This window comes from Streptomyces sp. NPDC048211 (assembly GCF_043202315.1).
Lineage (GTDB): Bacteria > Actinomycetota > Actinomycetes > Streptomycetales > Streptomycetaceae > Streptomyces.
Window position 1 is genome coordinate 25,406 of record NZ_JBIDAD010000003.1, and the last position, 18,992, is coordinate 44,397.

18 protein-coding genes and 7 pseudogenes are annotated in these 18,992 nt (G+C 67.9%); 16 read left to right on the top strand and 9 right to left on the bottom strand.

Annotation, left to right across the window (positions count from 1 at the left end; translation table 11 throughout):
• Window positions 1-194: 194 nt before the first annotated feature.
• Complete coding sequence (locus ACGFZA_RS12935; RefSeq protein ID WP_393678933.1) at window positions 195-1,145, top strand: methylenetetrahydrofolate reductase; 951 nt, start codon at window positions 195-197, stop codon at window positions 1,143-1,145.
• A gap of 48 nt (window positions 1,146-1,193) precedes the next feature.
• On the opposite strand, the pseudogene ACGFZA_RS12940 reads toward ACGFZA_RS12935, so the two are convergent.
• Together ACGFZA_RS12940 and ACGFZA_RS12945 are read right to left on the bottom strand one after the other, a co-directional pair.
• Window positions 1,194-1,694, bottom strand: a pseudogene (locus ACGFZA_RS12940) (transposase); the annotation flags it as partial.
• A gap of 54 nt (window positions 1,695-1,748) precedes the next feature.
• Window positions 1,749-2,279 carry a transposase family protein gene (locus tag ACGFZA_RS12945; RefSeq protein WP_393678934.1) on the bottom strand — a complete coding sequence of 177 codons (531 nt, stop codon included), beginning with the start codon at window positions 2,277-2,279 and terminating at the stop codon, window positions 1,749-1,751.
• 116 nt (window positions 2,280-2,395) lie between these two features.
• On the opposite strand from ACGFZA_RS12945, the gene ACGFZA_RS12950 reads away from it, so the two are divergent.
• From ACGFZA_RS12950 to ACGFZA_RS12960, 3 genes are all read left to right on the top strand, one after another.
• Window positions 2,396-3,058: a transposase gene (locus tag ACGFZA_RS12950; protein ID WP_393678935.1), complete on the top strand. Its 663-nt coding sequence runs from the start codon at window positions 2,396-2,398 to the stop codon at window positions 3,056-3,058.
• A 324-nt stretch (window positions 3,059-3,382) separates the two neighbouring features.
• Window positions 3,383-3,661, top strand: coding sequence for a hypothetical protein (locus tag ACGFZA_RS12955; RefSeq protein ID WP_393678936.1), 279 nt, complete (start codon window positions 3,383-3,385; stop codon window positions 3,659-3,661).
• Window positions 3,658-3,930 (top strand): hypothetical protein, encoded by a 273-nt coding sequence (locus tag ACGFZA_RS12960; protein ID WP_393678937.1) that lies wholly within the window; start codon window positions 3,658-3,660, stop codon window positions 3,928-3,930. Before ACGFZA_RS12955 ends, ACGFZA_RS12960 begins: the two co-directional genes overlap by 4 nt.
• A 175-nt stretch (window positions 3,931-4,105) precedes the next feature.
• On the opposite strand, the gene ACGFZA_RS12965 is transcribed toward ACGFZA_RS12960, so the two are convergent.
• A complete protein-coding gene (locus ACGFZA_RS12965) occupies window positions 4,106-4,675 on the bottom strand; it encodes a transposase domain-containing protein (RefSeq protein WP_393678938.1) in 570 nt (189 codons plus the stop codon).
• 140 nt (window positions 4,676-4,815) lie between these two features.
• Between ACGFZA_RS12965 and ACGFZA_RS12970 the strand changes: the two genes are divergently transcribed.
• Together ACGFZA_RS12970 and ACGFZA_RS12975 are read left to right on the top strand one after the other, a co-directional pair.
• The gene (locus ACGFZA_RS12970) at window positions 4,816-6,048 is read left to right on the top strand and encodes a PP2C family protein-serine/threonine phosphatase (protein ID WP_393678939.1); all 1,233 of its coding nucleotides are present in this window, start codon (window positions 4,816-4,818) and stop codon (window positions 6,046-6,048) included.
• A gap of 254 nt (window positions 6,049-6,302) precedes the next feature.
• Window positions 6,303-6,637: pseudogene (locus tag ACGFZA_RS12975) on the top strand (helix-turn-helix domain-containing protein).
• Window positions 6,638-6,695: 58 nt separating this feature from the next.
• On the opposite strand, the gene ACGFZA_RS12980 reads toward ACGFZA_RS12975, so the two are convergent.
• On the bottom strand, window positions 6,696-7,598 hold the full coding sequence (locus ACGFZA_RS12980; RefSeq protein WP_393678940.1) for a prenyltransferase/squalene oxidase repeat-containing protein: 903 nt from the start codon (window positions 7,596-7,598) through the stop codon (window positions 6,696-6,698).
• Between the two features lie 137 nt (window positions 7,599-7,735).
• The gene (locus ACGFZA_RS12985) at window positions 7,736-8,302 is read right to left on the bottom strand and encodes a hypothetical protein (RefSeq protein ID WP_393678941.1); all 567 of its coding nucleotides are present in this window, start codon (window positions 8,300-8,302) and stop codon (window positions 7,736-7,738) included.
• A gap of 928 nt (window positions 8,303-9,230) precedes the next feature.
• Between ACGFZA_RS12985 and ACGFZA_RS12990 the strand changes: the two genes are divergently transcribed.
• Window positions 9,231-9,569, top strand: coding sequence for a hypothetical protein (locus ACGFZA_RS12990; protein ID WP_393678942.1), 339 nt, complete (start codon window positions 9,231-9,233; stop codon window positions 9,567-9,569).
• Between the two features lie 115 nt (window positions 9,570-9,684).
• On the opposite strand, the gene ACGFZA_RS12995 is transcribed toward ACGFZA_RS12990, so the two are convergent.
• Window positions 9,685-10,701: a LacI family DNA-binding transcriptional regulator gene (locus tag ACGFZA_RS12995; protein WP_393678943.1), complete on the bottom strand. Its 1,017-nt coding sequence runs from the start codon at window positions 10,699-10,701 to the stop codon at window positions 9,685-9,687.
• A gap of 115 nt (window positions 10,702-10,816) precedes the next feature.
• Between ACGFZA_RS12995 and ACGFZA_RS13000 the strand changes: the two genes are divergently transcribed.
• The gene (locus tag ACGFZA_RS13000; protein ID WP_393678944.1) at window positions 10,817-11,668 is read left to right on the top strand and encodes a phytanoyl-CoA dioxygenase family protein; all 852 of its coding nucleotides are present in this window, start codon (window positions 10,817-10,819) and stop codon (window positions 11,666-11,668) included.
• A 121-nt stretch (window positions 11,669-11,789) separates the two neighbouring features.
• On the opposite strand, the pseudogene ACGFZA_RS13005 reads toward ACGFZA_RS13000, so the two are convergent.
• Window positions 11,790-11,984, bottom strand: a pseudogene (locus ACGFZA_RS13005) (IS630 family transposase); the annotation flags it as partial.
• 163 nt (window positions 11,985-12,147) lie between these two features.
• Between ACGFZA_RS13005 and ACGFZA_RS13010 the strand changes: the two are divergent.
• A pseudogene (locus tag ACGFZA_RS13010) lies at window positions 12,148-12,900 on the top strand (IS3 family transposase); the annotation flags it as partial.
• A 34-nt stretch (window positions 12,901-12,934) separates the two neighbouring features.
• Complete coding sequence (locus ACGFZA_RS13015) at window positions 12,935-13,201, top strand: transposase (RefSeq protein WP_393679676.1); 267 nt, start codon at window positions 12,935-12,937, stop codon at window positions 13,199-13,201.
• Window positions 13,202-13,216: 15 nt separating this feature from the next.
• Here ACGFZA_RS13015 and ACGFZA_RS13020 read toward each other — a convergent pair whose 3' ends face one another.
• Window positions 13,217-13,657 (bottom strand): hypothetical protein, encoded by a 441-nt coding sequence (locus ACGFZA_RS13020; RefSeq protein WP_393678945.1) that lies wholly within the window; start codon window positions 13,655-13,657, stop codon window positions 13,217-13,219.
• 203 nt (window positions 13,658-13,860) lie between these two features.
• Between ACGFZA_RS13020 and ACGFZA_RS13025 the strand changes: the two are divergent.
• Window positions 13,861-14,031 (top strand): annotated as a pseudogene (locus ACGFZA_RS13025) (IS3 family transposase); the annotation flags it as partial.
• A gap of 389 nt (window positions 14,032-14,420) precedes the next feature.
• Here the strand turns inward: ACGFZA_RS13025 and ACGFZA_RS13030 are convergent.
• Window positions 14,421-15,329 carry a helix-turn-helix domain-containing protein gene (locus ACGFZA_RS13030; RefSeq protein ID WP_393678946.1) on the bottom strand — a complete coding sequence of 303 codons (909 nt, stop codon included), beginning with the start codon at window positions 15,327-15,329 and terminating at the stop codon, window positions 14,421-14,423.
• Window positions 15,330-15,450: 121 nt separating this feature from the next.
• Here ACGFZA_RS13030 and ACGFZA_RS13035 point away from each other — a divergent pair, with 121 nt between their 5' ends.
• The 5 genes and pseudogenes from ACGFZA_RS13035 to ACGFZA_RS13055 all read left to right on the top strand — a co-directional run.
• Window positions 15,451-15,873, top strand: coding sequence for a hypothetical protein (locus tag ACGFZA_RS13035; protein ID WP_393678947.1), 423 nt, complete (start codon window positions 15,451-15,453; stop codon window positions 15,871-15,873).
• The gene (locus ACGFZA_RS13040; RefSeq protein WP_393678948.1) at window positions 15,870-16,910 is read left to right on the top strand and encodes an NAD(P)-dependent alcohol dehydrogenase; all 1,041 of its coding nucleotides are present in this window, start codon (window positions 15,870-15,872) and stop codon (window positions 16,908-16,910) included. The genes ACGFZA_RS13035 and ACGFZA_RS13040 overlap by 4 nt, the downstream gene beginning before the upstream one ends.
• A 352-nt stretch (window positions 16,911-17,262) precedes the next feature.
• Window positions 17,263-17,630: pseudogene (locus ACGFZA_RS13045) on the top strand (VOC family protein).
• Window positions 17,631-17,850: 220 nt separating this feature from the next.
• Entirely contained in the window at window positions 17,851-18,516 is a 666-nt protein-coding gene (locus tag ACGFZA_RS13050; RefSeq protein ID WP_393678949.1) for a DUF1772 domain-containing protein, read from the top strand.
• Between the two features lie 21 nt (window positions 18,517-18,537).
• Window positions 18,538-18,972: pseudogene (locus tag ACGFZA_RS13055) on the top strand (transposase); the annotation flags it as partial.
• Window positions 18,973-18,992: the final 20 nt, after the last annotated feature.

Genomic DNA, 18,992 nt, shown 5'->3' on the forward strand with positions numbered 1-18,992 from the left:
GTAAGACAGGGGGCGTCTGGCCGGAGAGCGCCCTGCGGATGCCGGCCGAGTTATTGTCAAATCCTGTGGATCTGATCAACGCGGTCGTTCCATCGGAGCCTTGTTTTGGTTCCCTCGGGCAAGAGCGGTCGAATCCGGTCTCACAGAGCGGCGTTCGCCTGCTGCCTGGTGAATGGGCTGGTAGCTTCCGCGACATGATCGACCACAGAGACAGCACGGCTCTCCGGACGCTGGTGACCAACGCCGACGCCGAAAGCGGCATCCTGCTGTTCGGCATCACGCCGCCGCGTCTGAGCACCGCCCCCGAGCGGATACGGGAGATCACCGCGGCCACGTTGGCACGGTTGGACTTCCTCGACCTGGACGGTCTGGCGCTCTACGACATCGACGACGAGAGCGACCGCAATCCTGCGGAGCGGCCGTTTCCATACCTGCCGACCATGGACCCCGCCGCCTACCACGCGGAATACCTCGGCGAGTGGAACCGCCCTGCGGTTATCTACCGGTGCGTCGGCAAGTACCCCGAGGCGGAGCTGCGGACTTGGCTGCAGATGGCCGACACGGACCGAGTGCTCAGCGTCTTCGTCGGTGCGGCCTCGAAAGACAAGACGGTGCGGACCCGCCTGTCCGAGGCGCAGGCCCTGCGCCGCGACGTCCGCCCGGAGCTGCTGCTCGGCGGCGTCGCCATCACCGAGCGCCCCGACGAGCATCTGCGGCTGCTCGCCAAGCAGGAGGCGGGATGCGCGTACTTCATCTCGCAGGTCGTCTACAACGCCGACGCGGTGAAGAGCATGGTCTCCGACTACTACTACGCCTGCCGCGAGCGGCGGCTCGCACCCAAGCCCGTCGTGTTCACGCTCTCGGTATGCGGCTCTGTGAAGACGCTGACGTTCCTCAAATGGCTCGGAGTCGACGTGCCACGCTGGATTGAGAACTCGCTGCTCCACGCCGACGACACCCTGGCCGAGTCGTACGAGCACTGCTTGGCCAACGCCCGTGACCTGGTCGCCTTCTGCCGCAGGCTCGGCATGCCGTTCGGCTTCCTCGTAGAGAGCGTATCGATCCGCAAAGTCGAGATCGATGCCTCGGTCGCCCTCGCCGGCGAGGTGAGCGGACTGCTCGGGCGCGGTCGACCATCCGTATGAGGCCGGCCATGAACGTGCAGGTGTCAAGTTCTCTGATCATGACGTAGCTCAGGCTGCTGTGACTTCCTCACGCTCGAAGAGGACTCCCTTCTCGAAGCGGGCTCCGACACGGACCAGGGAGACCAGGTGAGGCGCGTTGACCGCGCGCCATCGGGCCTGGGCGGACTCGACGAGCTTGAAGACCATCGCGAGGGCAGCGTCCGGGCTGCCGGCCCCGCGGGTGACCTTGGTTCGAAGCTTGACCGTGCTGAAAGTCGATTCAATCGGATTTGTCGTGCGCAGATGGACCCAATGCTCCGCGGGGAAGTCGTAGAACGCCAGCAGCTCGTCGACATCGCCGGTGATCTTCTTGACGGCCTTGGGCCACTTCGCCCCGTACGTCTTCTCGAACGCCTTGACCGCCTTGTCCGCGTGCGTGCGGTCCTCAGCGTTGCAGATCTCCTGGAGAGCCTTCTTCGCGCCGGGCTGCGCGGACCTCGGCAACGCGTTCATGACATTACGGATCTTGTGAACCCAACACCTCTGGCGCCTGGCCTGCGGAAACACCTCTGCATGGCCTGCGGGGCTCCAGGTCGACCAGGATGGGTGCCGTGCAAATCGCCTTTACGGAGCGAAATCGTCCACTCCAAGCACTCTGACCAGGTCCGGAGGCGGTTCGGGAACGGCGCGTAGGGGCTGCAGGAGAGTGTCCTTCGCGACCCGGATGCTCAGCGCGGCAGCCAACCGCGCCCCCGGCCGCCCTGCCAGCGTCAGCGCGATCGAGGTGAGCACCGCGCGAAGCAGCGGGGTGTATCGGGCGCGGGGGCTGGTCAGCCCGGGGATCTGCTCGGCGAACGTCACCGCTGAGCAACGGGTGGTGAGGCATCTGAACCGGCGTACCGTCAGCTCGATCGCGACCGGGGAACCGCCGACAGGAGCGTCAGCGAGTCGTCTCACGTACCGGCCGTCCACTCGCCACGACGGCATCATGCAGGCCGGGCATCTCGCCGGGAAAGTCAGGCACGACGTACGAAACGTGACCAGCCCGGCTGCCCGCTCGATCGACTCCACGACCACACCTGTCAAATGCGGTAGCAACCGCCCCAAATCCCCTGAACCGCACCCCAGAGACTGCCCAGCTCGGTCGGGTGACATCACAAGATCCTCGACAGAGCCCGTAATTCCCCAGGCAGAAGTTCATGTAATTCCCCAGGCTCCCGGTCGTGGCCCAGGTTTCTCGGGCCGACGACGCTGCTCGTTAGAGTGCCTGCATGTCGAAGACGAGCGTGAGCAACGAGACAGGCAGCCTGCTCTGCCTCTGGGTGGAACCGTGGGGAACTGACCACTGGATGCGTCCGGGTGAGGAGTTCACCGTCGTGACCGAGACGGAGCCCGAAGAGTCGCCGTTCAACGTCGTCGTTCATGATCAGGGCATCACGGTGTGGGCGAATTCGGTAAGTGACGCCGAGGTCTTCGACAAGATCGGCAATCCGGCGCCGTGCGGGCATCAGTGGCCTGCCGACGCCGGATTCTCACCGATCCGGTCGTCAGGTGAGTGGCTTGACGGGCCTGTCGGTGGGGTTCTTGGGCCGCTTGTTCGGGCGGTAGCTGGGGCTGTTCATAGACGGTTCCGTACCCGAACCGGTGTTCCGTGGCGGGACGTGCCGGAGCGATACGGGCCCTGGGCCAGGTCGTACGACCTGTTCCGGCGTTGGCAACGGGACGGCGCCTGGCAGCGGATCTTCAGCGAGCTGCAGGCCCAGGCCGACGCCCAGGGCCTCATCACCAGGGACCTCAACATCGACTCCACCGTGTGCCGCGCCCATCAGCACGCCGCCGGAGCGCGGAAAAGGGGGACCTCCAGGTTGAGCCGCCCGGCGGGATCAGCGTCGAGTCGGACGATCACGGCCTCGGCCGCTCGCGCGGCGGCCTGATCACCAAGCTGCAACTGGCACGATTTGGTCGAGCACGACCACCGACGGCAGGCCCCGGCGTGAAGGGGAATCGACCGCATCTGGCTTCGCCGGGGCAGGAAGTGGGGCGGTGTGCGTGCCCCGTCGGCCGGCGATGGGTGTTTGCGCTTGCCGAGCAGTTCGGTCTCCTTGTTTCGCCGCCCCGGAGCTCCGGTGCCGGGAGGTGTCCGTGTCGTGCGGAGAGGCAGTCACACGTTTCCGGTCCAGCCTGCGAACAGCGCGATGCAGGCGACACTGCGCGCGGTCGTGTAGGACACTCGAAGTCCCCCGACCTGGAGGACGAGTATGAGCGCCCAGCCCGAGACCCCGCGAGACCGTCGCATGCCTGGCATTCCGCATACCATCAACGCCATCGCAGATGCCCTCGACGGTCCCGACAGCACCCGTTTCAAAGCGGAAGTGCTGGCCGCGGAGGAAGCATCCGTCCCCGGCGTAATGCGCCGCTGGTGGAAGACAGCCATGATCAACCGTGTCCCCGAGGCCGCACGCAGCCGTGCGAACGCCGAACGCGGGAACTCCCTGCTGTCCGTGGACGATCTCATCGCCCGCATCAACATCGCATGAGTTGGAGCGTCTGGACCGAGGAGATCCCTGCGCAGACTGTTCTCGACATGCCAGTTGAGCTTCGGGGAAAGACAGCGTATTTCCTGAGAGCACTGGCGATCGAGGTCGCAGGCGCGCTTGATCTCGGGCGGCGCCCGCCCGGCGACCCGATGGACGATATCGGTGTGCGGTACTCGCTGGAAGTCCCCGGGGAGCCGGTCATCATCGAGTACATGATCATGCGAGACGCGAAGGAGATCCGCATTCCCGTCCTCGTCTGGTTCTACTGAGCGTGCAGGTACGCCAGTCAGGTCTGTGAAGCACGCTCCGGCGAAGTTCCGGTCGCCCAGCAGCATCCCGGGCGCAGCTCGCCGGTCAGGCGGTCGGCGTATTCCAGCTCACCGGTGGTGGCCGGGCCGAATGCTGCCCCGATCAGCGCCCGGGTCCCGCAGGCCACCAGTGCCGTCAGCCGGATCTGCGGATAGCCCCCGGCCAGCCCCGCTGTTGCACCGCTGTTTGGAGAACACGGCGAGATTCGCCGGGGTGTCCGGCACCGGCAGCGTCCTGTCGACCGCCACCACCAGCAGCCCGCGCCACCGCGTCGCGACCGCTGTCGTGGCCACCGGGCCGCGGACCAGGTCGAACAGTGCCTTCAACGGTGCGGCCCCCAGACGCTGACGGGCCTGTCGTAACGCGCTGCCTGACACACCCCAGGCCCGCCAGACCAGCGCACAACCGGTCGAAAACCTGCCGATAGCCCAGCTCAGCGAACAACGCTCCGGCCAGCAGCAGATAGACCGTGACTCGTGCCGGTACCTGCCGGACCCGCCGCTGAACAGTCCCGGTCGCTGCCAGCACTTCATCGACCATCTCGAAAGGCACGATCCGGGTCAGCTCGCGCTCACCCAAACTGCATAACACCAGGTCAAAACCATGCCCACTGTGCAGATTCACCGACCGGCGACACAATTGCTCGGTGTCCGCCGTACGCGGGTCCAGGAGCTCGCCGGGGTGACCGGAGCCAGCAGGTGACATGCCGCCTATGGCGCAATGGGGCCCTGGGTGGTCGGGCTGGGTCACGCTGTGGGCGTTCGGCCGCTGTTACGTCGGGATCCCGCGGGTCCAGTGCGACAGGTTTCGCGGGACACGCTGTTGTACAAGAGGCGAAGGGCGTCGTGAAGCACTCCGGGATCGACTACGAGGCGGTTTTTCAGGCCTTGCCGGCGGCAGCGGCCCTGCTCACCACCGACCTGGTGTACGCAGACGTCAACGAGGCTTATCTGCGCGCGTCGGGGCGCACCCGAAGCCAGATCGTCGGCCGCTACATGTTCGATGTGTTCCCGGACAACCCCAACGATCCCGCCGCGAGCGGCACGCGTAACCTCCAGGCGTCGCTGCTGCGGGTGGCGGCCACCGGGGAGCGTGACGCCATGGCGCTACAGCGCTACGACGTCGAGGACCCCGACCGGCCCGGCCGGTGGGAGGAGCGGTACTGGAGCCCGGTCAACGCCCCGGTCGTCGACGCGGACGGGCAAGTGGCGCTGGTGCTGCACCGGGTGGAGGAGGTCACCGAACTGCTCCGCGCCCGTGGCGGGCGCTTCGGCGGGGAGGACCGGACCAGGGCTCTGGAGGCCGAGCTGTACACCCGCGCCCGGGAGCTCCAGGAGGTCAACGAGCGGCTGCGCCGGGCCCACGCCCGCGAACGCGAGGTCGCCCTGAGCCTGCAGTCCGCGATGCTCCCCGCGCCCGGCCCGCTGGGCCGCCACCGTGGTGCCGTGCGCTACCAGCCCTCAGTCGGGTCGCTGAACGTGTGCGGCGACTGGTACGACCTGGCCGAACTGCCCGGCGGGTGTTTCGCGGTCGCCGTGGGCGACGTCGTCGGCCACGGCCTGACCGCGGCGGGCGTCATGGGCCAGCTCCGCAGTGCGCTCAGCGCAGCCGTCCGTGTGGCCGACGGCCCCGCGGCGGCCCTCGACGCCCTCGGCCTCTACGCCCGCTCGGTGGAGGGCGCCGAGTCGACCACCGCTCTGCAGACGGTCATCGACGGCGACAGCCGCACCGTGACCTACAGCAGCGCCGGCCACCCCCCGCCCGCTCTGCTGCACGCCGACGGGACAGTCGAGTTCCTCGACCGGGCCACCGACCCGCCGCTCGGCGCCCGCTTCGAGCACGTTCCGAGAATCCAGGCCGAAGCGGCCTTTTCCGAGGGCGCAACCCTCGTTCTCTACACTGACGGCCTCATCGAACGCCGCCGCGAGGACATCGACACCGGTCTGAACCGGCTCGCCGACTGCCTCGGCCGTCACGGACAGGCGGATGCGGACACCCTCGCGGACACCCTGCTGGCGGAACTGATCCCCCCGGGTGGCAACACGGACGACACCGCCCTGGTCGTCGTCCGCCTGTGACCGGGCCGCGCAGCAGCGTCCCGGACCTGCACGCGCACCCGGTGACGTGCCGTTGCGCGACGGTCCTCAGGCGAGGCTCCCGTTGCTCTTCAGTTCGGCTGTCCGGAGCGGTTCGTGCAGCAGTAGGTCGGACACGCCTACGGCTCGACGACAGCCTTGTACACGTGGGTGTCTGACGAGTACCGCAACCGGCTGATCGAAAGCGCGCTGCGGCGACGGCTGGAGGCCCGCACGAAGCAGGAGAGGGCGCTGTCGTGGTGAAGCGCATGGGGAATGTGTGGAACCTGCGTCGGCTGATGGCCGAGCGGGACATGTTCCAGACCACCGATCTGATCAAGCCCTGGCCGAGCACGGGGTCCATCTCTCCCGAGAGCAGGTCTACCGCCTCGTCACTCAGGTCCCGCAGAGGCTGTCGATGGACGTGCTGGCCGCGCTCTGCTCGATCCTCCACGTCACCCCGGCGAACCTGATCACCGTCACCGAGACCTACGTCCAGGTCGCGAAGACGACCGCGACGGGCGAGACCACCACCGCCGCAAAGGCCCCGTCGGCACGCCGAGTACGCCTGACCCGACCGGGAGACCAATGACGGCCCCCGCCTCTGCCTCGGACACCTGGCGCCGGTGCACCGTGTGGTGCGGGGGTGGTCACGGTTCCAGGCCCGTTCGCGTGTGCCGCGTCCCGCCGTCGCAGGCGGCGAGGGCCAGCAGTGCCCAGATGTCGGCGAAGACGGGGGCGTCGAACAGCAGGGGGCGTGGTGCGACCTGGTCGAGCAGCGCGGTGAATCCGCCCTCACGCTCCTGGCGAGACAGTAAATGTTCTACCCCGTCGCGTACGACGGGGTTCTCGGTAACGTGACGTCCGGTGGCGGACAGGGCGAGCAGGGAGTAGCACGTGCTGGTCGTGTCGCTGGGGTCGCCGGGCCGGTATCCCCAGCCGCCGTCGCTGTTCTGCGCCTCGGTGAGGAAGCGTGCCGCGGCGTCGCTGGCCCGGTCGATGCGCTCGGCCAGCGGGGTACGGGTGGTGTCGGGGAGCGAGTCCAGGGCTTCCATGGCCCGCCAGATGGTGTTGGCTTCGCTCAGGCTCCAGCTCCGCTCGAATGTCCCGTCCGGGTGCTGGGCATCGAGCAGCCATCGCCCCGCACCCCGCAGCAGGCCGGTGTCCTGACCGCCCGCCCCGGTCAGCGCGCTGAGGGCGCCCCCGGTCATGCCGGCCTCCGAGGGGTCGCCGCGCGTGTAGGTCGGGAACCCGCCGTCCTCACCCACGATGCCGCGGAGATACTCCGCAGCATCCGCCAACGCGGGCTGGTGGCGGGCAGGGGCCACGGTGGCCAGGCACGCGACCACGTATGAGGTGGTGTCCACATCGCTGTGCCCCATGCTCTCGCCGAACGTCCACCCGCCGTCGGGCGTCTGCTGCGTGATCAGGTAGCCGCACAGCCGGTCCAGCAGCGCGGGTTGTGCCTTCGCGCGGGCCAGGGCCAGGCCGGCGACCGCGGTAGTGAACACGTCCAGGTTCGCGATGCTCGGCACCCCGCCGTCACGGTCCATGGAGGCGAGGACACGCCGCGCTCGATGAGCGGGTCGTCCGGGGCGCAGCACTGTGCGGCAAGCAGGGCCAGCAGGTGCGCGGTGGTGTGGTTCTCCCACACCGGTGCCCTGCTGGAGTCCAGCAGGTCCAGCAGGCGTTACCGTTCGGGTGCCGTGATCTGTGAGGCGGCGTCGAGCCCGTGTGTGACCAGTACCCGGACGCTCAGCATCGTCATCTCGATCCAGGTGACCGAGTTGTCCTGGCCCGGGGCCTGACGGACCGGGCGCAGCATCGCCGGGTCGAAGCGGACAGCGCCGACAACAGCCAGGTAGACGTCGAACAGCAGGCGCTTGCGGGCGCGGGAGAAGTGGTAGAAGGCGGCCAGTAGTTCTTCCCCGACCACGTCGGTGGTGAGCGTCGTACCGTGCAGGACGGACCGCACGAGTGCCCGGTCGAAGCCGGTGGGCTGCGCCTGCGGTGCGGCCAGATGCTCCAGCAGGCGCCGAAGCTCGTGCGGGTGGGTGCCGCGGCGGCGCAGCAGCACGGCCAGCAGCGCGGTTTCCAGGGTGCGGCCGGAACATGGCCGGCGTACGGCACCACTCGCATCGACGGCCGCACTCAGGTGCGCGACCGCCCTGGAGCGAGCGGCTGCAAGTCCCGCCCCGATGGGTGCCGGTATGGAACCCGGGTAGGCAGTGGCTGGTTCCTTGTCGTTCTGCAGCATGCGTCACGCTCCTTGCCACAGGGCTGCCCCTGCGGGCCGGCATTCGGACCGAACCGGTGCAGTCGACCACCGCAGGAAATCCCTGCGGTCATCCCGCTCCTACCGCACCGCCGCGACGGACCGAGCGGCGGTTCCCGCAGACTTCGGACAACCAGCCACGCAGGCGGAAGGCCGAACGGATACCTGAGCCGTAGAAGAACGTACAGGCGCACATTTCGAGAGACCGCCCCGCCGGGGCCAGCTCCTCCGAACGGGTGACAGCCCTATTGACACCCTGCCTCCGGCTCGCCCGCAAGGACCGGCGGGCTTCCACGCTCCGCGCGTTGCAGGGCCTGGGCCACCACGGCCGCGCCACGCGTCGCGACCGACGCCGACGCGGCGGGCATGGTCGCCAGACCCGCCGCACACAGCGCCGCACCGGACCGCGCCGGGCGACGAGCCTGCCGGAAAGAGGGACTCACGCGGCCATGCGTTCCCCTGCCCGGTCCCCGCAGGCGGGCCTGGGACACGGCGCCGTAGTCGAGCTCGAAGAGGCGCACGTCGCTGGTCTTGGTCGGCCACGCGAGCCCGCAGCCTTAAGGGCTGCTGAGGGGATGTCGGCTTCACCCACGCGGTGGTTTTCCGGCGGTGCCCCGACTGCCAGGAGCACAACATCGTGCGCAGACGACTTCGTCTGCGTCGTCTGCGGCAGCGATCTACCGGCGGCGTGCATCGTGGGCCCCACCGCGTGACGCCCGAGGGCCACAGCCTGGCCTCCGCCGGGTGAACTTCCCGCGCTCCCGCGTATGGGCGAACATTACCCGGAGGCGGAATAGAGGACCGTGCGGCCGGGACAGGTAGCTGCCATGACTCTCCTGCGTAACTGGCGGCCCCGCACCAGCGCGATCCTCGCGGCAGCTGTCCCTACATCGAGAAGTGAGGGGACACCATGGGCACGAGCGTGACTGACGAACAGATCCGGGCTTTGGCCGCAACCGCGAAGCCCTACAGCCTGGCGCTCCTTCAGTGGAGTGCGGAGCGGGCCCCGGACGGGGCGGACGCAATTGAATGGGAACACCAGCGGCGCATGGTGTCGCTGCGCGCCGAGGGAGTGATCGCCATCCTGTGCCCGGTCGCCTCCGACACCATGGCCGGTGTCGCGATTATGACCGTGCCGGCTGAGGAGGCCGCAGAGATCATGGCTGAGGACCCTTGCGTGCGAGCGGGGATGATGCGTTGCGAGGTTCACCCGTGCCACGGCTTCCCCGGAGACGCCCTCCCTCTATGAACCACGCACAGATACCGCGATCCCACACCATCGATGGCACGCAGCCGAGCGTAGCTCGCATGCACAACTGCTTTGGCCATACGCCCAGGCCTGCCGCCGCACCGGCCAGCCCCGCTCAATCCGTCGGACCGCTGCTGGCGCGTCTGTCCAGGAGGTGGGGGATCACGATGTCGAGGGGTGGCACCGTCGAGGCGGGGCTGTATATCCGGTCGGCGAGGCATTGCAGGGCGCGCTCGGCGATCTGGCGCTTGTCCGGAACCACCGTGGTCAGGGGTGGGTTCGCGTACCGCCCGTCCTCGATCCCGTCGAATCCCACCATGGCGATGTCCTGCGGAACACGTACGCCTCGCGAGACGGCGGCATGAAGCGCGCCCAGAGCGAGTTCGTCACTGAACGCGAAGACGGCGTCAGGCTGCTTGTCCGCCTCCAGGAGCGCCGTCATCGCCTGCGCTCCGTCCTTGCGGTGCAGTGTGGTCACCGACCGTTCCAGGGTGGGGTCAGGCTTCAGCCCGGCGCGACGCAGCGCCTGTCGGTAGCCCGCCAGCCGCTGCCTGGCGGTCTCGTTACGCAGATGGGGCTGCACGCCGATTGCGGCAATGCGCTTGCGCCCGCTCCGGAGCAGGTGCGTCGTGGCCTCATCGGCGGCGAGAACGCTGTCGACGGCGACACGATCGGCCACTCCGTGAGCCGCCTGCTCGCCGAGCAGCACGACCGGCACTTCCCGGGAGCGGCCGGTCAGTTCCTCCGGGCCGAGTGACCAGGGGCTGACGATGAGGCCGTCGACCAGACGACCGCCGGCCCCTTCCAGCAAGCGCCTTTCCGCCTCGCTGTCACCGAAGGTCTGATCGATGACAACGGTCCACGACCTTTGCTGAGCAACTTCGACGATCAGGCCGGCGAGCTCGCCGAAGTAGGGCGAGTGGAGTTCGGGGATGACCAGACCGATCAGCCCGGTACGGCCGGCACGCAGGTTGCGGGCAGCGACATTCGGACGGTAGCCCAGTTCGTCCAGGGCGGCCTGAACCCGGGCCCGCGTCTCGTCGGCCACGGCCCCTGAACCGCTGACCACGTTCGAAACGGTGCGCGTCGAGACCCCGGCGAGGGCGGCGACATCTTTCAGACGACTACTCACGGTTGGCATCTTCGCACGTGACGATCACTGGCACCAGAAGTCCGAGCCAGCTATTGCAACGTCGCATTCCACGTTGCAACATGAGCGCAGTCATCGCAGCACAAGGAGGCGCACCATGAGCGCGCACAACTTCCCGGGAATCGCCGTCAGCGAACTGGACATCGACGTCTCACCAGACGTGGAAGCCCTCTACAGGGATGGGATCACCGCACGTAAGGGCGCCTTCACCACGACGTGGGCGGATCAGCTCGGTGCAGACGTGGACACAGCGTTCAAGGACGCCCTGAGCCGCCCTGGCGGCGCCGTCGGCCGCGGCCCCAACCGGTTCTACGTCGAGATTCACCCCGAGCAGATCAGGGGCTTCGTAGAGCTGGTGGAGCACCCCTGGGTACGGTCACTGTGCACCGCGACGCTGGGCCCGCACTACCGCATCGTGGAGCTCGGATTCGACGTCCCGCTGGAGGGCGCCGTCAACCAGCCGTGGCACCGCGACTTCCCCATCCCCGACGAAACGCGTCGCGAACGGCGTCTCACCTCCCTCGCGTTCAACGTGACCACCGTCGACACAGCACAGGACATGGGACCCTTCGAGATCGCTCCGGGAACCCAGTGGGACGACAGCCCCGAGTTCGAGCACGGCATGTTCCCACCCAGGTCGCACTACGGCCGCTACCAGGGGCGAGCGGTCCGCAAGTTCCCTCAGCGCGGCGACATCTCCGCCCGGACCGCGCTGACGATCCACCGCGGGACCACCAATCACTCCGCCAAGCCCCGCCCCGTCCTGGTTCTGGGAATCGATGGACCGGAGGCGACCAACGGGGACCGGCACGACACCGCAGTCACCCGCGCCTACTGGGACGCTCTGCCCGAGCGGGTACGCCGACACCTCGACTGCCCCGTCGCGGACGAGCTGACACCCATGACACAGAAGCACACCATCGAGGGTCTGGTCATGGGAGATGCCTGAGGCGACCGCCGCGCCGGAGGTCACCCATGCCGGCATCGGCCGTCATCCCCCGCAGGTCTACGCGGTGGCTGCCGCGTCCGCGCTGGGCGGCCTGCTCTCTTCGGATACGACACAGGCATCAGATCACGTCCCGGATCCGGTCCGCGCTGGCGAACGTGGCCTCGGCGATCTTCGCCACGGGCATGCCCTTGGCGGACAGCAGCACTATCTGGGCCCGCCACCAGGTCACCACCGACCCGGTGCCCCTGCAGTTGGTCCGCAGCAGCCGTCTGCCCTCGGCTTCATCGATCTCGCGGGCCCGCACGCGCTCCGCCATCGGCCCAGCCTGGCGCACGTCGCTCCGTCCGAAGCTGCACCCGGACGGCGCGTCACATCTGCGACTGAGCATGTAGTTGAGGAATTGCCACCTGCTGTGGTGAGCCTGGCGCTTCGACGTCGTCAGTGAAGGCGCGCAGCAGATGTTGTACCAGCAGCGCCAGGCCGCCCGGATACGGGCCGTGCACCAGGAATCGGACGGCACCTACGGAGCCCCGAGAATCACCGCCGAACTCCGGGAGACGGGCGGCGAGGCGGTCAACCACAAACGCGTCGCTCGGATCATGCGGGCGTCCGGGATCGAAGGGGTCCGGTTGCGCCGCCGGTACCGCACCACCGTCCCCGACCCGGCCGCGGCCAAAGCGCCGGACCTGATCCGCCGCGACTTCACCGCGGACAAGCCCAACACGAAGTACGTCGGCAACGTCACCTACCTGCCCATCGGGGGCGGGAAGTTTTGCTACCTGGCGACCGTCATCGACCTTGCCTCGCGGCGTGTGGCCGGCTGGGCGATGGCCGACCACATGCGCGCGAACCTCGTCACCGACGCCCTCGCGGCGGCGGTCCGCACCCGCGGCAGCCTCGCCGGATCGGTCATGCACACCGACCACGGAGCTCAGTACACGAGCAGGATTTTCGACCAAGCTTGCAGGTCAGCAGGGGCACTGAGAAGCATGAGCGCGGTCGGCTCCAGCGCGGACAACGCACTCGCCGAGTCCTTCAACGCGACCTTCAAACGCGAGACCCTCAAGGGACGAAAGAGCTGGCCGACCGAGCGCGAGGTCCGACTCGACACCTTCCGGTAGCTCCACCGCTACAATACCCGACGCCGGCACTCCCACCTCGGACAACGATCACCGATCGCCTTCGAAAACACCTTCCACCTCACACCAACTAAGCTGACACCAGCCGCATAACCCGTGTTCAGGATTCAGGGTCACGGCCCATGCCCTGCTCGGCGACAAGGGCTATGACTCCAATGCCCACCGCGACGAGCTGCGACAAAGGCGGATCCTGCCTGTCATCTCACGCAGGGAATCACAGGACATCAAAGGCATGGGCAAGCTCCGCTATGTCGTGGAGCAGACTTTCGCCCTACTTCATCAGTTCAAACGTCTCGCCGTCCGCTGGGAACGCCGCACCGAACTCCACGACGCTTTCGTCTCTCTGGCTTGCAGCCTGATCTGCTGGCGACGCCTCAAGAAGGCTTCATCATGATGGTGTTACGGGCTCTCACGGCTTGTCGCGCCACTGTGAAAATTTTAGGCCGGGTCCAAGCTTGACCGAGGTGACGTCGTCGACTCGTTGGTTCGGAGTGTGCTCGCTGGTCGAGCTCTCTATCGATCCTTCGGCGAGACCCCCTTGATGAAAGGGAACCCGGTCGACGACCTCGCCCTCATCGTTGAGAAAGTCCAGGGTGCCCGTAATGGTGTTGTAGTGCTGTTCGCGCAGAATGCCGTCTACCGTCATCCGCACCGTCTTCCCCTTCCCCGAAGGGCGGGACAGGTGCAGATGCTCACGCGCCGCCCGAGCCACCGCGGGTGACGTGGCTTCCGTGTTGACCGGGAAGGCCTCGTCACGCTTGTCGTCCAAGGCGTAGAGGAGCAGGCTGAGCAGTGCGGCAGACAAGGCCGCTACGGCGGCCCACGACAGAAGGCGTGATCGGCGAGACATCCTGGCATCCTTGCACGTCGTCTCCGTGCCCTCCCTCCCATGGCCACTACAATTCCGTTTGTCGACTTCGTCGGCCGCTGGTGTGGAGTCCGGGCGCGCTGCCACCATCCCGGCCCTGACCGGCCAGGTCGGCAACCGCCTTCGGCCGTCGTCACACCGGTCACGACCAGCCAGGGACGCCTAACAAGATCGTGTTCCGAGCTCTCAAGGGACGAAAGAGCTGGCTCAACGAGCGCGAGGCCCGACTCGACGCCTTCCGATGGCTCCACCGCTACAACACCCGACGCCGACACTCCCGCCTCGGACAACGATCACCGATCGCCTTCGAAAACACCTTCCACCGCACACCAACTACGCTGACACCAGCCGCATAACCCGTGTTCAGGATTCGGAATCAAGGCCCCTCGCGGAACTCCTTGGGATACGACTTGGGCACTGCAACATCCTTCCAGGCCGCCTCCCAGCAAGCCAGGTCAAGATGTCACCGGATCATCCAGTAGTCCTCTCGCTGCGTGAGCACCCGCAACTCGTCGCCCCGGCAGGCACCCCTCTGGCTGGGCTCGTGGCTGCAATGGCCGCCGCGGCAGCGCTCGTGCGGCGTGCCCCCGGCTCCGGGCTCCGGGCTCCGGGCTCCGACCAACGGCCCGCGCTGGTGGGAAGGGCTGGCGCTCCCCAACCGGCACCGCAGAGGTCCCTTGCGGGGCTCGTCCGTACACGCGCTCAGCTCCCCATTCAATGGCTGGCCTACTCGAATAAGTACAGGTCAGACATCGAATGGGGAGCTTTCGGTGTGCACGATGCCGGCACTTGCGGGGCTAACCCCCGGCCCCCGCATCCTCTGGACGCCCGCGCTCGGACCGCAGCTCACCCATCGCTCGAGGAGTTCGGCCAGCATGGCACTCGTCGCTTGGTCAGCCGGTAGGAACGCCTCAAGCCGTAGTTCGGCGATGGTGACGTCGATGGCGGTGCCGAAATGGGTGAGCGTGGTGATGAGCGTCAGCTCCCTGTCGTCGGCGGGATCGTGTGTTCGCAGGCGCAGCGGTACGGCGAAGCCGAGGTGGTGCGGTGACGGGCACGGGCGTGGTGGTGCCAGGCCGATGAGTTCGTGGGCCAGGCGTTGGAGTTGGTCGTCCGGGTTGCGCACGCTCTCGGCTTGGACGCTGTCGATGATGTGCCACGCCCACTCGTCGAGGTTGACGATGCGCGGTGCGAGGCCCTGCGGGTGCAGCAGCACCCGGGGAACGTTCACCGGTGGTACGAGCAGATGCGGAGCCACACCGGCGGCGAGGGCGTGGAAGGCGGTGTTGGCCGAGACGAGGTCACCGTGTCGGTCGACGACCACCGCCGGATACGGCAGGTGGCCGTGCAGGATCCGTTCGAGGGCGGTGCGAATCGGAGCGAGTTGGGGGTCGTCCAGGCGGGTCTGTGGGTAGACCGGTGCGAATCCGGCCGCCAGGAGCAGTTCATTGCGCTCGCGGATCGGCACCTGCAGGGCTTCGCCCAGCCGGATGATCATTGATCGTCCGGGGGCTGACCGTCCGCTCTCGATGAAGCTGAGGTGCCGCTGTGTGGTTCCGGCGCGCATGGCCAGTTCCAGCTGGCTGACGCGCCGCCGGGTGCGCCACTCGCGCAACGCTCCGGCGAGACCGTCCCTGCTCGATTCGCTGATCACCCCTCTTGTCTAACCCGTCCGGCTATTGATCCGCGATTCCCTGCGAGGAATTGCCGCGTGACGGCTGGCGGCTGCACGGTCGTTGCCGCACACCGCCCATTCGCAACCGAGGGGAACAGCCATGGCTGACATTGACATCCACGACCTCACCGACCGCTACGTCGCGGTGTGGAACGAACCCGACGGGGAGCGGCGCCGCGCCGCGATCCGCGAACTGTGGTCCGCCGACGCCGTCCACGTGCTGCAGCCTCCCAGCGAGATCCTGCGGACCGCTGAAGGGCTGGGCTTCGACCGTCTCCTTCTGGAGGCGCGCGGCCACCGTGCGCTGGAGTTCCGCGTGACGCGGGCCCACGAGGAGTTCGTCGCGGCGGGCACCTTCGTCTTCCGGTCGCGCAACAACAGCGACCGGCTCCGCGACGTCGTCAAGTTCAACTGGGAGATGGCCCCCCGGGACGGTGGTGAGGTCGCCGGCGTCGGGCTGGAGATCCTCGTGCTCGGCCCGGACGGCCGCATCGTCAGCGACTACCAGTTCATCGAGGGATGAGCGCGTCGACGGCCGCGCGCCCGTCGATGGTGCGCAGCTACCACCTCACCACCGGCGGCGGCATCGATGGCCTGTCACTGCGTACGCACACACCCCGCACCCCCGGGGCGGGGGAGGTCGCGGTCGCGGTCCATGCCACCTCGCTCAGCTTCCGGGAACTTCTGGTGCTGCGGGGGCAGTACGTGCTGCCTGTCGAACCGGACGTCATACCCGTCTCGGACGGTGCCGGTGAGGTCGTCGCCGTCGGACCGGACGTCCGGCGGGTGCGCCCAGGCGACCGCGTCACCGCCGCACTGTTCCCGCGGTGGTTGGACGGCCCGCTGGAACCGTCGTACCTGCCGCAACTGGGTGGCTCGCTCGACGGAATGCTGACGGAACTGGCCATCCTCCCCGAGGCTGCCCTGGTGCCCGTCCCCGACCACCTCTCCTACGCCGAAGCGGCAACTCTGCCCTGCGCCGCCGTCACGGCATGGAACGCCCTGACCGGCGACGGCCGCGGAGTCCAGCGCGGACAGACCGTACTGGCCACCGGCTCCGGCGGCGTGTCGCTGTTCACGGTGCAGTTCGGCAAAATCCTGGGCGCCAGAGTGATCGTCACGACAAGCTGCACGGACAAGGAACAGCGCCTGCGCGATCTGGGCGCCGACGAGGTGATCAACTACCGCGACACCCCGAACTGGCACACCGCCACCCGTGAACTCACCGCCGGACGAGGTGTCGACCGCGTCGTCGACACCGCCGGAACGCTGGAGCAGTCGCTGAAAGCGGTCGCCGTCGACGGACACATCGCCCTCGTCGGGTCTCTCTCCGGCAACTGGCCACCGATCGAACCTCGTCTGCTGTTCGGCGCCGCCGCTACGGTCCGCGCGCTGGCCGTCGGCAGCCGCGCGCAGTTCATCGCGATGAACAACGCCATCACCGCGCATCGGCTCCGACCAGTCCTCGACCGGACGTTCTCGTTCGAACAAGCCGCGGCGGCGTACGAGTACTACGCAACGGCCGGCCCGTTCGGAAAGGTGATCATCAAGATCAGATAGGCGGCGAGCGCACAGGCCGGGCATGGGCGGGAGAAATGGGGAGAGTCCCGCGTGCCGAACTGCATAGGGGCATCCCGCAGTGCGGCAGCGCCTCCCTCCGGTACGGACCCTCACACGGGGAAGCCGCATCGGTGCGCCCCCTGTGAACCGCCGCGCGCCAGTCGGCGAAGCTGCCGTCGGAATACCCGGCACGGACTTCGCCTCGCTGTGTAGGCATGTGCAACCCGTGCAGCCAGGTTCAGGCAATTTGAGGCACTGCCAGCCGCTCGGGCTCGGCATGGCTGAGACACCGATGAGTTCCCCGTCGTCGAACGGTCTATCCGGCGACCCGACCGTTCCCGATAGGAGTGCCATGTCCACCATTCAGCCAGTGATCCTGACTGCCCATCGCGATGTTCTGCTCGGCTTCTATACACAATTGTTGGGCGCTGAGGAGATCTTCCGGGTACCTGCGGAAGGACCGGCCTTCTACCTCGGCCTACGCATCGGCGACACCGACCTCGGATTGGTGGCCAAGGAGAACCGGAAACCGGGGCGGCACTGCGGATCCTGCTCAGCATCGGTGTCGACGACGTCGACGAGACGCTCACCCGAGTGGAGGCGCTCGGCGGAACGGACCGCAGCGGCCCCAATGACATGCCGTGGGGACAGCGCGTCGCCCACATCCAGGACCCTGACGGCAACGCGGTGAACCTCACTCAGCCGATCCCTGCCCGGTGACGCTCTTCCGCGGTGCCTGGGGCAGTCGTTGACTACTTGGCGCCCGCGGGCGTCACGGCCTCGCCCGCACACCCGTTCACCGCATCCCCGACGATCGCAACGCCCACCCCGCACGCGGCGTCCGGCGCACCGCCCTGGACCGCGCCCCGCGCGCCTTGCGCTGACTGCGGCCCGCCTACCGCACCGCCGCCACTCTCATCTTGAACGAAAGGCAACACGTGTGAAGAACCTCCAGCAGATCACCCTGATACTGAGTGCCCTCGCGACCGGCTTGATGGCCGGCCTGTTCGCGGCCTTCGCCTACTCCGTCATGCCGGGCCTGGCGCGCTCGTCCGACCGGACTTTCGTCGAGGCGATGCAGAACATCAACAAAGCCATCCTCAACCCGGTCTTCATGTTCCCCTTCATGGCCGCAATCCCCCTGCTCGGCCTTGCGGTCGTCCTGGCCTGGCGCGGCCACGGACGGGCCGCGCTGCCGTGGCTGATCGCCGCGCTGGTGCTCTACCTGCTCGCCTTCGTGGTCACCAGCGGCCTCAGCGTCCCCCTCAACGACCAACTCGCCAAGGCGGGCAGCCCCGACCACATCAAGGACCCCGCAGCCGTACGCGAGAACTTCGAGAGTGCCTGGGCCGCCTGGAACATCGTCCGCGCACTGCTCCACACCGCCGCCTTCGGCTGCCTGCTGTGGACGCTGATCGTCTTCGGCGCACATTGGACGCAGGAGGCCGCAGACGCCGCCACCCTCACCCCACGACCGCTCGCCGCGGAGCAGCCCGACGGCGGCATCCACCCCGGCCCTGAGCCGGTCACGGGTAGCCCCACGGCGCACGTGGGACCGACGCTGCAGGGGCAACGGGCTCCTTGGGCCCCGGGCCCGCGCCGGTAGGCTGTCCGCACGGCTGGGAACGGCCGCAAACGCGGCCTGGCCGTGGACGTCCTCGGCCTGGTCATCACAGTCGTCGTCCTCGCCGCGAACACCCACGACAACGCCGCGGGCATCGTCCTGCTGGACCAGGTCGCCGAGCACGCCGGCGGCACCGTCCGCAGAGCCCTGGCCGACCAGGGCTTCAAGAACCAGGTCGTCGCGCACGGCGCCGGCCTGGGAATCGATGTCAAAATCGTCGCACGCAACCCACAGGTCAAGGGGTTCGTGCCGCAGTCGAAGCGGTGGAGGGTCGAGCAGACCTACGGCATCCTGATACTGCACCGGCGCCTGGTCCGCGACTACGAGCACCACCCCTCCGCCTCCCGCGTCTATTGGGCGATGGCCCACGTCATGACCCGACGCCTCACCGGCGCGAACGCCCCCACCTGGCGCGAGACGCAGACGGCGACAGCGTGAACCTCCAGCCCCTGCTCGAC

Coding starts and splice junctions, on each gene's coding strand:
- ACGFZA_RS12935 (WP_393678933.1), top strand. CDS start 195: ATGATCGACCACAGAGACAGCACGGCTCTCCGGACGCTGGTGACCAAC.
- ACGFZA_RS12965 (WP_393678938.1), bottom strand. CDS start 4,675: ATGTCACCTGCTGGCTCCGGTCACCCCGGCGAGCTCCTGGACCCGCGT.
- ACGFZA_RS12980 (WP_393678940.1), bottom strand. CDS start 7,598: ATGGACCGTGACGGCGGGGTGCCGAGCATCGCGAACCTGGACGTGTTC.
- ACGFZA_RS12945 (WP_393678934.1), bottom strand. CDS start 2,279: ATGTCACCCGACCGAGCTGGGCAGTCTCTGGGGTGCGGTTCAGGGGAT.
- ACGFZA_RS12990 (WP_393678942.1), top strand. CDS start 9,231: ATGGGCACGAGCGTGACTGACGAACAGATCCGGGCTTTGGCCGCAACC.
- ACGFZA_RS13000 (WP_393678944.1), top strand. CDS start 10,817: ATGAGCGCGCACAACTTCCCGGGAATCGCCGTCAGCGAACTGGACATC.
- ACGFZA_RS12985 (WP_393678941.1), bottom strand. CDS start 8,302: ATGCTGCAGAACGACAAGGAACCAGCCACTGCCTACCCGGGTTCCATA.
- ACGFZA_RS12960 (WP_393678937.1), top strand. CDS start 3,658: ATGAGTTGGAGCGTCTGGACCGAGGAGATCCCTGCGCAGACTGTTCTC.
- ACGFZA_RS12950 (WP_393678935.1), top strand. CDS start 2,396: ATGTCGAAGACGAGCGTGAGCAACGAGACAGGCAGCCTGCTCTGCCTC.
- ACGFZA_RS13020 (WP_393678945.1), bottom strand. CDS start 13,657: ATGTCTCGCCGATCACGCCTTCTGTCGTGGGCCGCCGTAGCGGCCTTG.
- ACGFZA_RS12955 (WP_393678936.1), top strand. CDS start 3,383: ATGAGCGCCCAGCCCGAGACCCCGCGAGACCGTCGCATGCCTGGCATT.
- ACGFZA_RS13040 (WP_393678948.1), top strand. CDS start 15,870: ATGAGCGCGTCGACGGCCGCGCGCCCGTCGATGGTGCGCAGCTACCAC.
- ACGFZA_RS13035 (WP_393678947.1), top strand. CDS start 15,451: ATGGCTGACATTGACATCCACGACCTCACCGACCGCTACGTCGCGGTG.